This is a genomic window from Erythrobacter litoralis (assembly GCF_029760855.1).
Classification (GTDB): Bacteria; Pseudomonadota; Alphaproteobacteria; order Sphingomonadales; family Sphingomonadaceae; genus Qipengyuania; species Qipengyuania litoralis_A.
In genome coordinates this window covers 197,854-210,646 of record NZ_SOSI01000001.1, presented here as the reverse complement: position 1 = coordinate 210,646, position 12,793 = coordinate 197,854, and the positions used below count along the sequence as shown (strand labels likewise).

The window sequence follows — 12,793 nt, the reverse complement described above, 5'->3', positions numbered from 1 at the left end:
CCGGGTTTCAATGGGCGCGCGGTTCGCGCAGGTCTTCGATTTCGGAGGCGAGATCGGCGCCCCGGGACGTGGCGATGCGTTCCAGCACGCGGACCCGGTCTTCCAGTTGCTCGGCTTTCGTTGCGTAGTGGCTGGCCTGCTCCGCTGCCTTGTCGGCCATCAATTCCATCTGCTTTTCGCGATGCTTCAGCACACGGCTCAACATTTCGTTGCCGACGCCCATGACGATGGCGACCAAAGCAACGACGAAGATGAATATCGGTAGATAGTCCCAGTACATCAGCCTTGCTCCTTGTCGGGCCCGGTTTCGTTGCGCAAAGCCTCGATTTCGGCGGCGATGCGGCGGGTCTCGCGGGCGTCGGGCGTGTTGCCGTCGGTCGCGATGCGCTCAAGCACCCTGATGCGTTCGCGCAGTTCCTCTATTTCACGTTGGGCTTCGGCATCGTGCAGATCGCGTGCGGAACGTTCGTCCTGCCAATCGCGCAGGTCTCGATCGTTCCCGCTTCGGTTGCGGCCCATCTGGACGATGCCCCAGACCACGATGGCGACGATCGCTACGAATGCCCAGCTGGTCATGCCCGCTCCTTCTCTCCATCGCGCAGGCGGTCGAATTCGCTGTTCAGATGGTAGCCGCTATCGGTCACGATCCGTTCCACCGTGGCGATACGATCCTTCATCCGGGACAGGTCGGCGCGAAGCTGCGCGTTCTCGTCGCTCAGCCGTTCGAGTTGCTGGCTGTTTTCCTTCGGAAGGGGATGGGCCGGATTGCCCCAGGCGTCGCTGAGCGGATAGCCGTTCTTGATGCGCAGCCATGTCGTGGCGATCCAGCCGATCGTCAGCGCAATTACGACCACGATGATGATCGGCGCGAGTTGGTCGAGATACATCAACCAGTCGGGTCCGCTATCCATATAGGCGACCATATCGTGGTCCATCGGTTCAGGGCCGATCATCGCGCCGTTTCCTTGCGTTCGAAGCTCATGGGCGTTCCATTATCACCACGGGTGACCTCTTTCGCGTCACGCAGGGCTTCGATCTGTGTGGCGACGTCGTATCCTCGATCCGTCACGATACGCTCCAGCACTTCGATCCGGCCTTCCAATTCGGCGATCCGGGTCGCATGGCGTGCGGCTTCTTCCGCACTGTGCGAGGCGGTGGCATTCAGCCGCTTTTCTTCCAGCTTGCGCTGGCTTGCGATCCATACGATCGCCACGACCATAATGAACGGTGCCAGCGGGATCATCAGTGCCAATATGCCTTCCATATCGTATCTCCAGTCCTGATAGTTTACCGTAGCCGTTCGATCTCGGCATTGAGGCGCGGATTGCTGCTGACGTAATAGGTCTCGACGTCGGCCAGGCGGCGGTCGATGTCCTTCATCTTGCTGCGGATTTCACGGGCCGTGCGCTTCGGGTTCTGGCGCACGCCCTGCCAGTATCTCTGCTCTGCGGGCTCGCTGTAGAGATAGGGCGGCTTCTTATTGAGAAGCAGGCCGGCGAGAAAGTAGAACGGGATCACCGCGCCGCCGGTCATGAAGAGGGTCATCAGGAAAGCGAGCCGGATCCAGAGGGCGTCGACCCCTGTATAGTCCGCGATGCCGGAGCACACGCCCATCAGCTTCGCATTTTCCTTGTCGCGATAGAGAGTGGTGCGGGGGCTGTTCATCGTGCGGTTCCTTTCTTCTCCGCGATAAGCTGTTCGAGCTCGCGGAGCTGCTGATTGTCCTGTTCGCTGTCGTGGACGAGGCGGGCGGGTTTGAAATCGGGGTTGTCGGAAGCGACCAAGCGCTCGACCGTGTCCATGCGCTCGTCCAGCCGCTTCGCGAGGTTGTAGAGTTCCTCGAGCAAAACCTCGTCATCGGTGGTGATAGAGGCGGATGTCTTCCACTTCGTGATGTAGTGTAGGATGATCCAGGGAAGCGCGATGAAGATCGCAGCTATGGCAAAAAACTCTTCCATCGATCAGTCCTCCGTCTTGTCGCCGCTCTGGCCGAGCGCGCGTTTCATTTCCGCCAGTTCGTCGTCGATCGCATCGGCGCCTTCCAGCGCGGCGATTTCATCGGAGAGGCTGGGCTTGTTGCCGTCAGAGATGCTGAGCGCATCGGCGCGGCCCTCGGCATAGTCGACCCGGCGTTCGAGCTGGTCGAACCGGGTGAGTGCATCGTCGACCCGCTCTTCGGTCATCAGGCTGCGTAGCTTCACGCGGTTCTCCGCGCTTTCCAGCCTTGCAGCGATTGCGGTCTGTCGGCTGCGGGCTTCGCGCAGGCGGTTCTGCAACTTGTTGATGTCCTGCTCGTAGGCGCGCAGCGCATCGTCGAGCACACCGATCTCTTCCTTCAGCTGTTCGGACATGTCCGCCGCCTTCTTCTTTTCGACCAAGGCGGCGCGGGCGAGGTCTTCGCGATCCTTCGACAGCGCGAGCTGCGCCTTGTCCGCCCAATCGGCCTGCAGCTTGTCAAGCTTGACCGTGTGGCGATGCATCTCCTTCTGGTCGGCGATGGTGCGCGCAGCGCTGGCACGAACCTCGACCAGCGTTTCCTCCATTTCGAGAATGATCATGCGGATCATCTTTTGAGGATCGTCCGCCTTGTCGAGCATGTCGTTGAAATTGGCTGCAATGATGTCGCGGGTGCGGCTGAATATGCCCATGAAGGGTGCTCCGGTTGAAAGAAAATCGTTGATCTTGGCGCTGACCTTTTCGCCGTCGAGCCAATCGGCGGCGCCCGTATCTTCGCGGCGGCGCGGCGACTGGGTCGGCGTCGGCGAGCGGCGGAGGCGTTCGACCTCGTCGTCGATGCGGGTAAGTCTCACGCTCGGTTTGGGTTTGTCGGGCTTGCTCATGCGATTTCCGTAATCTGCAAGGTCGCCAGGCTGGCCGACGGTGCGGTCACCGTAATGTGCGAACTCAGCGCCGCGAAGACGGACATGGCGAAGACGCTGGCCAGCGCGGCCCGGCCGAGCTTGGTTTTGAAAAAGCGTTGATCGTACATGGTTGGCTCCGTTGGTTCGTTCGTAGCATACACTGCAACGGGCGTGCCAAACGACGAAAAGGCCTGCAACTGGGGGATTTTTCGCGCGGCCCGGCGGGCAGCCATCGGTGAACGTTGCCAAGGTATGGTGTAATTCCCTATAGGTTGGGAATGGAGCGGGAAAATCAATTCATCGGTCAATCGGGCGCATTCCTCGACTCGGTCGAGCGTGCCAGTCGGGCGGCCCCCATGCGTCGTCCAGTGCTGGTGATCGGGGAGCGGGGTACCGGCAAGGAATTGATCGCCGAACGTCTCCATCGATTGTCCCCACGCTGGGGCGAACCGCTCGTTACGATGAACTGTGCCGCGTTGCCTGAAACACTGATCGAAGCCGAATTGTTTGGACACGAGGCGGGCGCGTTCACCGGCGCGACCAAAGCGCGAGCCGGCCGGTTCGAGGAAGCCGACAAGGGCACGCTGTTCCTGGACGAACTGGGCACTTTGTCGATGGGGGCGCAGGAGCGGCTGTTGCGGGCGGTCGAATATGGCGAGGTCACCCGTATCGGTTCGAGCCGGCCGATGAAGGTCGATGTCCGCATCGTTGCTGCGACCAACGAGGATCTGCCGCACAAGGCCGAACGTGGCGAATTTCGATCCGACCTGCTCGATCGCCTCAGCTTCGAGGTCATCACCCTGCCGCCCCTGAGGGTGCGCGAAGGGGACATTGCGGTGCTGGCCGATTATTTCGGCCGTCGCATGGGCGCGGAACTCGGCTGGGAGGCGTGGCCGGGCTTCGCCGATCACGTGCACCAGCAACTCGAGGACCACCCGTGGCCCGGAAACGTACGCGAATTGCGCAATGCGGTGGAGCGTGCCGTCTATCGGTGGGACGATTGGGACACGCCGATCGGGCATATCGTCTTCGACCCGTTCGACAGCCCATGGAAGCCCACGCCGCCGCCGTCTAGATCGAAAGGCACGCCGGACGCGAAGGCCGAACCGCAATCTGCCGCCCCGGACTTCGACAGTGTCGACGATCTGCGCGCCGCGGTCGATGCACATGAGCGCTCCATCGTCGAACACGCGCTCGGCAGGAACCGCTGGAACCAGCGACAGACCGCCAAGGCGCTGGGCCTCAGCTACGACCAGCTACGCCATTGCATCAAGAAGCACGGCCTGACCGACGATGATTGAGCCTCTTGCTTTTCGCAGGACTTGCGTTTATCTCGCCATCCATCCCGACATTGTCGTGACTTTGTAGGGCTGGCGCCGCGAGGGGCCGGCACGAAACCTCGTTGTCGCATTCGCGGTGTATACTGGAGAACCAATGGCCGATCTGGCGCGTCTTACCGAAATGATCGAACCCGAAGCGCGCGCGCTTGGTTTCGAGCTGGTGCGCGTAAAGATGATGCCGTCCGAAGCGGGCGATGGCGGGCAGGCGCTGCAGATCATGGCGGAGGACCCGGCAACAGGGCAGCTGGTGATCGAGCAATGCGCAGCGCTCAGCCGCCGCGTGTCGGACCGGATTGACACGCTGGAAGAGCAGGGCGAAACCCTGATCGACGGGGCGTACCACCTCGAAGTGTCCAGCCCCGGTATCGATCGTCCGCTCACCCGCGACAAGGACTTTGCCGACTGGGCGGGTCATGAAGCCAAGATCAGCATGGACAAGGCTTTCCACGGGCAGCGCAACTACAAGGGCGAATTGCTCGGTCTCGAGGGTGGGCAGGTCGTTATCAAGGACGCCAAGGCGGGCGAGGTTTCGCTTCCCCGCGAACACATGCATTCGGCGAAGCTCGTCCTGACCGATGCGCTGATTGCCGCCACCCAGCCGCTCGATACGAGCGGTGCGGATGATGTGCTGGAGGACGACGATAACGATTAGTGTCCGTTCGCACGAACGGATTTATAGGTAGGTTCCTGCATCCATTCGCGATGCTTTAAGAAGAAGGTAGTCAATCGATGGCCAGTGCCATTTCCGCCAACAAGGCCGAACTTCTCGCGATCGCCAATTCGGTCGCATCGGAAAAGATGATCGACAAAGCCATCGTGATCGAAGCGATGGAAGAAGCGATCCAAAAAGCCGCGCGCGCCCGCTACGGTGCCGAGAACGACATTCGCGCCAAGCTCGATCCGCAAAGCGGCGATCTTCGCCTGTGGCGCGTGGTCGAAGTGGTCGAAGAGGTGGAAGACTACTTCAAGCAGGTCGACCTCAAGGCCGCGCAGAAACTGCAGGACGGCGCGAGCGTCGGCGATTTCATCGTCGATCCGCTGCCCCCGGTCGATCTCGGCCGTATCGACGCGCAGAGCGCCAAGCAGGTGATCTTCCAGAAGGTCCGCGATGCTGAGCGCGAGCGGCAATACGAAGAATTCAAGGACCGTGCCGGCGAAGTCATTACCGGCGTCATCAAGTCGGTCGAGTTCGGGCATATTATCGTCAATCTTGGCAGGGCCGAAGGCGTCATCCGCCGCGACCAGCAGATCCCGCGTGAAGCGGCGCGCGTCGGCGAACGCATCCGCGCGCTTATCACCAAGGTGGAGCGCAACAATCGTGGTCAGCAGATTTTCCTTAGCCGCGCCGCGCCCGATTTTATGCGCAAGCTGTTCGCGCAGGAAGTGCCCGAAATCTACGACGGCATCATCGAGATCAAAGCCGCCGCCCGCGATCCGGGCAGCCGTGCCAAGATCGGCGTGATCAGCCACGATTCCAGCATCGACCCGGTCGGCGCCTGCGTCGGCATGAAGGGTAGTCGTGTGCAGGCGGTCGTACAGGAATTGCAGGGCGAGAAGATCGACATCATCCCTTGGAGCGACGACGGGGCAACCTTCATCGTCAACGCGCTCCAGCCCGCCACCGTCAGCCGCGTAGTGCTGGACGAGGATGCGGAGCGGATCGAGGTCGTCGTGCCCGATGATCAGCTGAGCCTCGCGATCGGCCGCCGCGGCCAGAACGTGCGTCTGGCCAGCCAGCTGACCGGCAACCAGATCGACATCATGACCGAGGAAGAGGCGAGCGAGAAGCGCAGCAAGGAATTCGCCGAACGCTCCAAGATGTTCGAGGAAGAGCTCGACGTCGACGAAACGCTCAGCCAGCTGCTGGTCGCCGAGGGTTTTGCCGAGCTGGAAGAAGTCGCTTATGTCGAGCTGGACGAGTTGGCCGGCATCGAAGGGTTCGACGAGGAGCTGGCCGAAGAACTCCAGAGCCGTGCGCAAGAAGCGATCGAGCGCCAGGAAACCGCACACCGCGAGGCCCGCCGCGAACTCGGCGTGGACGACGCGCTCGCCGAAATTCCGCATCTCACCGAAGCCATGCTGGTGACCCTGGGCAAGGCGGGCATCAAGGATCTCGACGATCTCGCCGATCTCGCGACCGACGAACTCATCGCCAAGAAGCGCGAGGCACCGCGTCGCCGGAATACCAATCCCGACGGCCCGCCGATGCGCAGCGATCGCCCGCAGCGCGAAGCCGACAAGGGCGGCGTGCTCGGCGAATACGGCTTGAGCGAAGAGCAGGGCAACGAGATCATCATGGCTGCGCGCGCCCACTGGTTCGAAGACGAAGAGCCGCAGGGCGCTGCGGACGAAGGCACTGCGGTAGAGAACGCCGAGACGGCCGCCGAAGCCGAAGACCAATCGCAGGAGGCCGCCGATGCGGACTCCACCCAATGAGCGTCTGACGTCCGACATCGCTGAAGATGGCAAGGCCCGGAAAGCTTCCGGGCCTGCCAAGTCGCGTCCGGAGCGTAAATGCGTGCTCACCGGGGAGACGCATCCGCGCGGCGCCCTGCTGAGGCTGGTGGCGTCCCCCTCCGGTCTCGTCCTGCCCGACATGCAGGAAAAGGCGCCCGGCCGCGGTGCCTGGGTGTGCTCTTCGCGGGCAGCATTCGAAGAGGCTCGGGCGAACGGCAAGCTGAAGGCGGGGCTTGCCCGCGCGTTCAAGACCGGCGATCTCGAAATTCCCGAAAACCTGCCCGAACGGATCGAGGATGCTCTGACACGCGTCTTTCTCGACCGGTTGGGACTCGAAATGCGCGTCGGTCGTCTTATCTTGGGGACCCAGCGCATTGCCGAGCAGGCGCGCGCCGGGGCGGCGGCGCTGCTGTGTCATGCGAGCGACGCGAGCGAGGACGGACGCAAGAAGCTCGACCAGGCATGGCGCGTGGGGCGCGATGCGGAAGGTTCGGGCGAGCGGGGTATCACGCTTCCACTGGACCGGCACGCCCTGTCTGTGGCATTGGGCCGCGACAATGTCGTCCATCTGGCGCTGGCCGATGATGCTGCGGCCGGGCGGGTGATGAAGCCGCTGGTGCGCCTCATGCATTATACCGGGCACGACCTGCCCGCCGAATATTCCGAAGCGCCCGCCGCGGCGTTTCAGGACGACGAACGATTGAGTGAAAGAGAAACGAGCTAGATGAGCGACGACACGAAGAAACCCACCCGCAAACCGCTCGGCCTCAAGCGGTCGGTCGATAGCGGCGAGGTCAAGCAGACCTTCAGCCACGGCCGTACCAACAAGGTGGCGGTCGAGGTGAAGCGGCGTCGCAAGCTCGTGAAGCCGGGCGAAGCGCCTGCTCCGACACCCGCTCCCGCTCCCGCTCCCGCTCCGGAAGCGGCACCGGCTCCTGCGCCGAAGCCCGCACCTACGCCAACCCCGGTAGCCAAGGCGCCCGCGCCGAAGAAACCCGCGGCCAGCGACGAGACGCCGCAGGAGCGCGTCGCTCGCCTTCAGCGCGAAGCCGAGGAAGAGCGGCTGCGCCTTGCGGAAGAAGCGCGCAAGCGCGACGACCAGGCCGCCAGGCAGGCAGTCGAGGACGAGAAGAAGCGCGCCGAGGAAAACCGCAAGGCCGAAGAGGCTGCGGAAAAGCAGGCCGAGGAAGACAAGCAGCGCGTTGCCGAAGAGGCGGCCGCCCCTCCTGCTACTGAGGAAACATCCGAACCCGCTGCCGACGAACTTGCCGCTGCCGAAGCAGCCGAGACAGCGAGCGAGGCCGCCGCGCCCGCACCACGCCGCTTCACGCCCGTCGCGCGTCCCGAGCCGAAGAAGCCGGAACGCAAGAAAAAGGAAGAGAAGCCCGTCAAGACTGCCGAGAAGCCGGACAAGCGGCGCTCGGGCAAGCTCAGCGTCAACAAGGCGCTCAACGAGGACGAAGGCCGCCGTGCGCGCAGCCTCGCCGCGCTCAAGCGTGCGCGCGAGAAAGAGCGCCGGATGCAGGGCGGCGGTTCGAACAAGCCGCGCGAGAAGCAGGTGCGCGATGTGATCGTGCCCGAAGCGATCACCGTGCAGGAACTTGCCAACCGCATGGCTGAAAAGGGCGCGGACCTGGTGAAGGAGCTGTTCAATCTCGGCATGATGGTCACCGTCAACCAGACGATCGACCAGGATACGGCGGAGCTTCTGGTCGATCAGTTCGGCCACAATATCCAGCGCGTCTCCGAAGCCGATGTCGACATCAGCGCCGAAGAGGACGTTGATCCCGAAGAAACGCTGAAGCCGCGTCCCCCGGTCGTCACGATCATGGGCCATGTCGATCACGGCAAGACCAGCCTGCTCGATGCGCTTCGCGGTGCCAATGTCGTCAAGGGCGAAGCCGGCGGCATCACCCAGCATATCGGCAGCTATCAGGTGAAGACGAAGGGCGGCGACAAGATCACCTTCCTCGATACGCCGGGCCACGCCGCATTTACCGAAATGCGCCAGCGCGGTGCGAACGTCACCGATATCGTCGTGCTGGTCGTGGCGGCCGATGACGGCATCATGCCGCAGACGATCGAGGCCATCAATCACACCAAGGCGGCCGGAGTTCCGATGATCGTCGCCATCAACAAGATGGACAAGGAAGAGGCCAAGCCGGACAATATCCGCAACCGCCTGCTCGAACATGAAGTCATCGTCGAGAAAATGTCGGGCGATGTTCAGGACGTCGAGATCTCTGCCAAAACCAAGGCTGGGCTCGATGAGTTGCTCGAAGCGATTTCGCTTCAGGCCGAGCTGCTCGAACTGAAAGCCAATCCGGACCGGATGGCGGAAGCGACCGTGATCGAAGCGCAGCTCGACAAGGGCCGTGGGCCCGTGGCGACCGTGCTGGTCACGCGCGGCACGCTGAAGCGCGGCGACACCTTCGTGGTCGGCACGCAGAGCGGCCGTGTGCGCGCCGTGGTCGATGACAGCGGCAAGCAAATTAAGGCGGCAGGGCCCTCAATGCCGGTCGAAGTTCTCGGCCTCGGCGGCGTGCCGGGTGCGGGTGATCGCCTGACGGTGGTGGAGAACGAGCAGCGCGCTCGCGAAGTCGCCGAATATCGTCAGGAGAAGGCGACCGAAAAGCGCACCGCGCTTGCGCCGACCAGCTTCGATACGATGTTCAACAACCTCTCGTCCGATCTCGTCGAGTTCCCCGTGCTGGTGAAGGCCGATGTGCAGGGCAGCGTGGAAGCGATCACGACCGCGCTGCACAATCTCGGCAACGATCTCATCAAGGTTCGCGTGCTGCATGCAGGCGTGGGTGCGATCACCGAGAGCGATGTCACGCTGGCGGCGGCATCGAAAGCACCGATCATCGGCTTCAATGTGCGACCGAACGCCAAGGCTCGCGAGCTCGTCAAGCGTGACGGCGTCGAGATGAAGTATTTCGACGTCATCTATCACCTGACCGACGAGATCGCGAAGGAGATGGCGGGCGAGCTTGGTCCGGAGCGGATCGAGAACGTCGTCGGCCGTGCGGCCGTCAAGGAAGTGTTCCGCTCGGGCAAGCGCGACAAGGCGGCTGGTCTGCTGGTCGAGGAAGGCGTCATCCGCAAGGGTCTGCACGCCCGTCTCACCCGCGAGGACGTCATCGTCTCGGCGACGACCATCGCTTCGCTGCGGCGCTTCAAGGACGACGTGGACGAAGTGCGTGCCGGTCTCGAGTGCGGCGTGGTACTGGCGGACACGAACGACATTAAGGCGGGCGACCAGCTCGAAGTGTTCGAAGTGGAGGAGCGCGAGCGGACGTTATGATTATTGCGGGATCAGCAATTTCAGTCATATTCGCTGCGATTGTCCTCGCGGGGATCTACCGGGAAAATCAACGCCAGACGAGAGCGCTTGAACGTATAGTAAAGCACTTCGACGGTCAGGATCCGATCACCTAACATGCAAAAGGCTGCAATCGTTTCAGACTTTATTGGGTAAACCGATGGCGAAGCACGCCTCCACTCCCGAGCAGCAATCGGTGCGCGTCCTCAAGGTGGGCGAGCGGGTTCGGCATATCCTGTCGGAACTGCTCGCGCGCGGGGAAGCGCATGACGAGACGCTGCGGGCGACGAACATCTCGGTAACCGAGGTGCGGATGTCGCCCGATCTGCGCAATGCGAAGGCGTATGTGAAGCCGCTCCTGGGGCGTGAAGAAGCGGAGGTGCTGAAGGCGCTGCGGACCAATACGGCCTTCTTCCAGAAGGAAGTCGCTAAACGGCTCGGCCTGAAGTTCGCGCCGAAGCTGTCGTTCCAGCCGGACGAAAGTTTCGACGAGGCGGAGCGCATCGAAAGCCTGCTTAAAAACCCCAAGGTTGCCCGAGACCTCGGCGACGAGGGCTGATGGCCAAGCTCTATTTCTACTATGCCAGCATGAATGCGGGCAAGAGTTCGAACCTGCTGCAAGCCGCCTTCAATTACGGTGAGCGAGGGATGGATGTCTCTCTCTGGACCGCCGCGATCGACGACCGCCCCGGCTTCGGTGCGATCTCAAGCCGCATCGGCCTGTCGAGCGACGCCCACCGGTTCGATGCGGAGACGGATATCGCCGCGCGGGTTCTGGCCGACCATGCCGGATCCCCGCTCGCTTGCGTCCTCATCGACGAGGCGCAATTCCTCACGCGCAGCCAGGTCTGGCAATTGGCGAAACTGGCCGACGACGATGGTATTCCGGTCCTCTGCTACGGTTTGCGTACCGATTTTCGCGGCGACCTGTTCGAAGGTTCCGCCGCCCTTCTTGGCATCGCGGATGAACTCATCGAACTGAAGGCCGTCTGCGATTGCGGACGCAAGGCAACGATGAACATGCGGATTGACGAGACGGGCAAGGCGGTGCGCGAAGGCGCACAGACCGAAATCGGCGGTAACGATCGCTACGTCGCCATGTGTCGCCGGCATTTCGTCGAGGCGGTAGGCGGCGTGTGATGCATCACACGCGCGCACTCCCTATCTTCGATAGATGATCGAAACCCTCACCCTCGCGGCGATCCTGATCCCGTGCTTGATCGTCGCCATCGTGCTGCACGAGGTGGCGCATGGCTGGATGGCGCTGGCGCTCGGTGATACGACTGCGCGCGATCTCGGACGGCTGACGCTCAATCCGATCAAACATGTCGATCCGGTTGGCACGCTGCTGGTGCCGGGCGCGCTGGCGCTGTTCGGAGGTCCGATCTTCGGCTGGGCCAAGCCGGTACCGGTCAATGCCCAGCGGCTCGATAATCCGCGTTACGGCATGATGGCAGTCGCGGCGGCTGGGCCGGGAACAAACATCCTTCTGGCTTTGGTCGGCGCCGTGTTTATCGGGCTCGCCTTCGGACTATCCGCCCAGACCGCCACGATGCTACCCGAATGGGTAATGACGGCGGGCGGGGCGTTCATCCTGATCAACGTCTTCCTCGCGCTGTTCAACCTGCTGCCAATCCCGCCTTTCGATGGCTCGCATATTGTCGGCGGCCTGTTGCCCCGGCGGTTCGCGAAACACTGGCAGAAGCTTCAGGCGATGGGGATGATCCTGTTCGTCGTGCTGATCGCGGCGACCTGGGCCTTCCCCAATGCCGGCTTCATCGAGAATACGGTGCTTCCGCCAGTCCTGTGGATGCAGGAGCAGTTCTTCGCCATCGCCACTTATATCGGCGATCTGGTGGCAGGATGAGCGATGCGAAGCGGCAACCGCATGGCTGGCTGATCCTCGAAAAGCCACGCGGGCTCGGCTCGACGCAGGCGGTGGGCATGGTCAAGCGCGTGCTGCGACAGGGCGGTTATCCCAAGACCAAGGTCGGCCATGGCGGGACGCTCGATCCGCTGGCTGAAGGGGTGCTGCCGATTGCGCTGGGCGAGGCCACCAAACTTGCCGGGCGGATGCTCGATGCGAGCAAGGTATACGATTTCACCATCCGTTTCGGCGAGGAAACGAGCACGCTCGATACCGAGGGCGAGGTGGTCGCGACCAGCGATGTGCGCCCGAGCGAGACGGATATTGCCCGCAGTCTAGAACTGTTCATGGGCCTGATCGAGCAGATCCCGCCGGCCTATTCCGCGATCAAGATAGATGGCAAACGCGCTTACGACCGGGCGCGGGCGGGGGAAGAGGTCGAAATGAAAACGCGAGCGGTCGAGATTTTTGATCTGGCCGTTCTCCCTCCGACGAGTTCGGACCAAACGGATGACACGACCTTGGACTCCGTCACCCTGCGCGCCCAAGTGTCGAAAGGAACCTATATCCGCTCCCTTACACGGGACATCGCACACGCGGTTGGAACGGTGGGCCACGTCACCTATCTTAAACGTATCAAGGCTGGCCCGTTCCATCAGGATCAGGCGATTTCGCTGGACAAATGCGAGGAAATCGCTAAGGGCGCGCCACTTGAACACCTACTCCTGCCGCTAGAGGCGGGGCTGGACGACATCCCGGCTCTCTCCCTCGATCCCGACAGCGCGCAGGCGGTCCGCCAGGGCCGGGTATTGTCGGATCTGCCCCAAGCAGACGGGCTTCACCTTGCATCCCTGCACGATGTGCCGGTGGCGCTAGTGAACCTGGAAGGCGGGACGGCCAAGGTCGTCCGGGGTTTCAACCTACCGGATGTCGCGGAGTAAAT

General features: G+C 62.6%; 17 protein-coding genes. 9 read left to right on the top strand and 8 right to left on the bottom strand.

All coding sequences use genetic code 11. From position 1 onward, the window contains the following. Nucleotides 1-7: 7 nt before the first annotated feature. The 8 genes from E3U23_RS00925 to E3U23_RS00890 are packed head-to-tail and all read right to left on the bottom strand — an operon-like array spanning nucleotide 8 to nucleotide 2,989. Nucleotides 8-280 carry a hypothetical protein gene (locus E3U23_RS00925; RefSeq protein ID WP_279349290.1) on the bottom strand — a complete coding sequence of 91 codons (273 nt, stop codon included), beginning with the start codon at nucleotides 278-280 and terminating at the stop codon, nucleotides 8-10. Next, nucleotides 280-576, bottom strand: coding sequence for a hypothetical protein (locus E3U23_RS00920; protein ID WP_279349289.1), 297 nt, complete (start codon nucleotides 574-576; stop codon nucleotides 280-282). The genes E3U23_RS00925 and E3U23_RS00920 overlap by 1 nt, the downstream gene beginning before the upstream one ends. Beyond that, a complete protein-coding gene (locus E3U23_RS00915) occupies nucleotides 573-953 on the bottom strand; it encodes a hypothetical protein (protein WP_279349288.1) in 381 nt (126 codons plus the stop codon). The genes E3U23_RS00920 and E3U23_RS00915 overlap by 4 nt, the downstream gene beginning before the upstream one ends. Beyond that, a complete protein-coding gene (locus tag E3U23_RS00910; RefSeq protein ID WP_279349287.1) occupies nucleotides 950-1,264 on the bottom strand; it encodes a hypothetical protein in 315 nt (104 codons plus the stop codon). Before E3U23_RS00910 ends, E3U23_RS00915 begins: the two co-directional genes overlap by 4 nt. A 23-nt stretch (nucleotides 1,265-1,287) precedes the next feature. Next, complete coding sequence (pspC, locus tag E3U23_RS00905) at nucleotides 1,288-1,665, bottom strand: envelope stress response membrane protein PspC (protein ID WP_279349286.1); 378 nt, start codon at nucleotides 1,663-1,665, stop codon at nucleotides 1,288-1,290. Beyond that, nucleotides 1,662-1,958 carry an envelope stress response membrane protein PspB gene (gene pspB / locus E3U23_RS00900; protein WP_279349285.1) on the bottom strand — a complete coding sequence of 99 codons (297 nt, stop codon included), beginning with the start codon at nucleotides 1,956-1,958 and terminating at the stop codon, nucleotides 1,662-1,664. The genes pspC and pspB overlap by 4 nt, the downstream gene beginning before the upstream one ends. A gap of 3 nt (nucleotides 1,959-1,961) precedes the next feature. After that, nucleotides 1,962-2,840 carry a phage shock protein PspA gene (pspA, locus tag E3U23_RS00895; protein WP_279349284.1) on the bottom strand — a complete coding sequence of 293 codons (879 nt, stop codon included), beginning with the start codon at nucleotides 2,838-2,840 and terminating at the stop codon, nucleotides 1,962-1,964. Then, nucleotides 2,837-2,989 carry a hypothetical protein gene (locus tag E3U23_RS00890; RefSeq protein WP_279349283.1) on the bottom strand — a complete coding sequence of 51 codons (153 nt, stop codon included), beginning with the start codon at nucleotides 2,987-2,989 and terminating at the stop codon, nucleotides 2,837-2,839. Before E3U23_RS00890 ends, pspA begins: the two co-directional genes overlap by 4 nt. 150 nt (nucleotides 2,990-3,139) lie before the next feature. Between E3U23_RS00890 and pspF the strand changes: the two genes are divergently transcribed. From pspF to truB, 9 genes are all read left to right on the top strand, one after another. Then, a complete protein-coding gene (gene pspF, locus E3U23_RS00885) occupies nucleotides 3,140-4,162 on the top strand; it encodes a phage shock protein operon transcriptional activator (RefSeq protein WP_279349282.1) in 1,023 nt (340 codons plus the stop codon). A 133-nt stretch (nucleotides 4,163-4,295) separates the two neighbouring features. Then, nucleotides 4,296-4,853 (top strand): ribosome maturation protein RimP, encoded by a 558-nt coding sequence (gene rimP, locus E3U23_RS00880; protein ID WP_279349281.1) that lies wholly within the window; start codon nucleotides 4,296-4,298, stop codon nucleotides 4,851-4,853. 77 nt (nucleotides 4,854-4,930) lie between these two features. Then, nucleotides 4,931-6,637 (top strand): transcription termination factor NusA, encoded by a 1,707-nt coding sequence (gene nusA / locus E3U23_RS00875; RefSeq protein ID WP_279349280.1) that lies wholly within the window; start codon nucleotides 4,931-4,933, stop codon nucleotides 6,635-6,637. Continuing rightward, complete coding sequence (locus E3U23_RS00870) at nucleotides 6,618-7,382, top strand: DUF448 domain-containing protein (protein ID WP_279349279.1); 765 nt, start codon at nucleotides 6,618-6,620, stop codon at nucleotides 7,380-7,382. Before nusA ends, E3U23_RS00870 begins: the two co-directional genes overlap by 20 nt. Then, nucleotides 7,383-9,965 (top strand): translation initiation factor IF-2, encoded by a 2,583-nt coding sequence (gene infB / locus E3U23_RS00865; RefSeq protein ID WP_279349278.1) that lies wholly within the window; start codon nucleotides 7,383-7,385, stop codon nucleotides 9,963-9,965. A 178-nt stretch (nucleotides 9,966-10,143) separates the two neighbouring features. Continuing rightward, on the top strand, nucleotides 10,144-10,542 hold the full coding sequence (rbfA, locus tag E3U23_RS00860; RefSeq protein ID WP_279349277.1) for a 30S ribosome-binding factor RbfA: 399 nt from the start codon (nucleotides 10,144-10,146) through the stop codon (nucleotides 10,540-10,542). Continuing rightward, entirely contained in the window at nucleotides 10,542-11,123 is a 582-nt protein-coding gene (locus tag E3U23_RS00855) for a thymidine kinase (RefSeq protein ID WP_279349276.1), read from the top strand. The genes rbfA and E3U23_RS00855 overlap by 1 nt, the downstream gene beginning before the upstream one ends. Nucleotides 11,124-11,157: 34 nt before the next feature. Then, on the top strand, nucleotides 11,158-11,850 hold the full coding sequence (locus tag E3U23_RS00850; protein WP_279349275.1) for a site-2 protease family protein: 693 nt from the start codon (nucleotides 11,158-11,160) through the stop codon (nucleotides 11,848-11,850). Continuing rightward, nucleotides 11,847-12,791 (top strand): tRNA pseudouridine(55) synthase TruB, encoded by a 945-nt coding sequence (gene truB / locus E3U23_RS00845; protein WP_279349274.1) that lies wholly within the window; start codon nucleotides 11,847-11,849, stop codon nucleotides 12,789-12,791. The genes E3U23_RS00850 and truB overlap by 4 nt, the downstream gene beginning before the upstream one ends. Nucleotides 12,792-12,793: the final 2 nt, after the last annotated feature.

Coding starts and splice junctions, on each gene's coding strand:
- E3U23_RS00925 (WP_279349290.1), bottom strand. CDS start 280: ATGTACTGGGACTATCTACCGATATTCATCTTCGTCGTTGCTTTGGTC.
- E3U23_RS00920 (WP_279349289.1), bottom strand. CDS start 576: ATGACCAGCTGGGCATTCGTAGCGATCGTCGCCATCGTGGTCTGGGGC.
- E3U23_RS00915 (WP_279349288.1), bottom strand. CDS start 953: ATGATCGGCCCTGAACCGATGGACCACGATATGGTCGCCTATATGGAT.
- E3U23_RS00910 (WP_279349287.1), bottom strand. CDS start 1,264: ATGGAAGGCATATTGGCACTGATGATCCCGCTGGCACCGTTCATTATG.
- pspC (WP_279349286.1), bottom strand. CDS start 1,665: ATGAACAGCCCCCGCACCACTCTCTATCGCGACAAGGAAAATGCGAAG.
- pspB (WP_279349285.1), bottom strand. CDS start 1,958: ATGGAAGAGTTTTTTGCCATAGCTGCGATCTTCATCGCGCTTCCCTGG.
- pspA (WP_279349284.1), bottom strand. CDS start 2,840: ATGAGCAAGCCCGACAAACCCAAACCGAGCGTGAGACTTACCCGCATC.
- E3U23_RS00890 (WP_279349283.1), bottom strand. CDS start 2,989: ATGTACGATCAACGCTTTTTCAAAACCAAGCTCGGCCGGGCCGCGCTG.
- pspF (WP_279349282.1), top strand. CDS start 3,140: ATGGAGCGGGAAAATCAATTCATCGGTCAATCGGGCGCATTCCTCGAC.
- rimP (WP_279349281.1), top strand. CDS start 4,296: ATGGCCGATCTGGCGCGTCTTACCGAAATGATCGAACCCGAAGCGCGC.
- nusA (WP_279349280.1), top strand. CDS start 4,931: ATGGCCAGTGCCATTTCCGCCAACAAGGCCGAACTTCTCGCGATCGCC.
- E3U23_RS00870 (WP_279349279.1), top strand. CDS start 6,618: ATGCGGACTCCACCCAATGAGCGTCTGACGTCCGACATCGCTGAAGAT.
- infB (WP_279349278.1), top strand. CDS start 7,383: ATGAGCGACGACACGAAGAAACCCACCCGCAAACCGCTCGGCCTCAAG.
- rbfA (WP_279349277.1), top strand. CDS start 10,144: ATGGCGAAGCACGCCTCCACTCCCGAGCAGCAATCGGTGCGCGTCCTC.
- E3U23_RS00855 (WP_279349276.1), top strand. CDS start 10,542: ATGGCCAAGCTCTATTTCTACTATGCCAGCATGAATGCGGGCAAGAGT.
- E3U23_RS00850 (WP_279349275.1), top strand. CDS start 11,158: ATGATCGAAACCCTCACCCTCGCGGCGATCCTGATCCCGTGCTTGATC.
- truB (WP_279349274.1), top strand. CDS start 11,847: ATGAGCGATGCGAAGCGGCAACCGCATGGCTGGCTGATCCTCGAAAAG.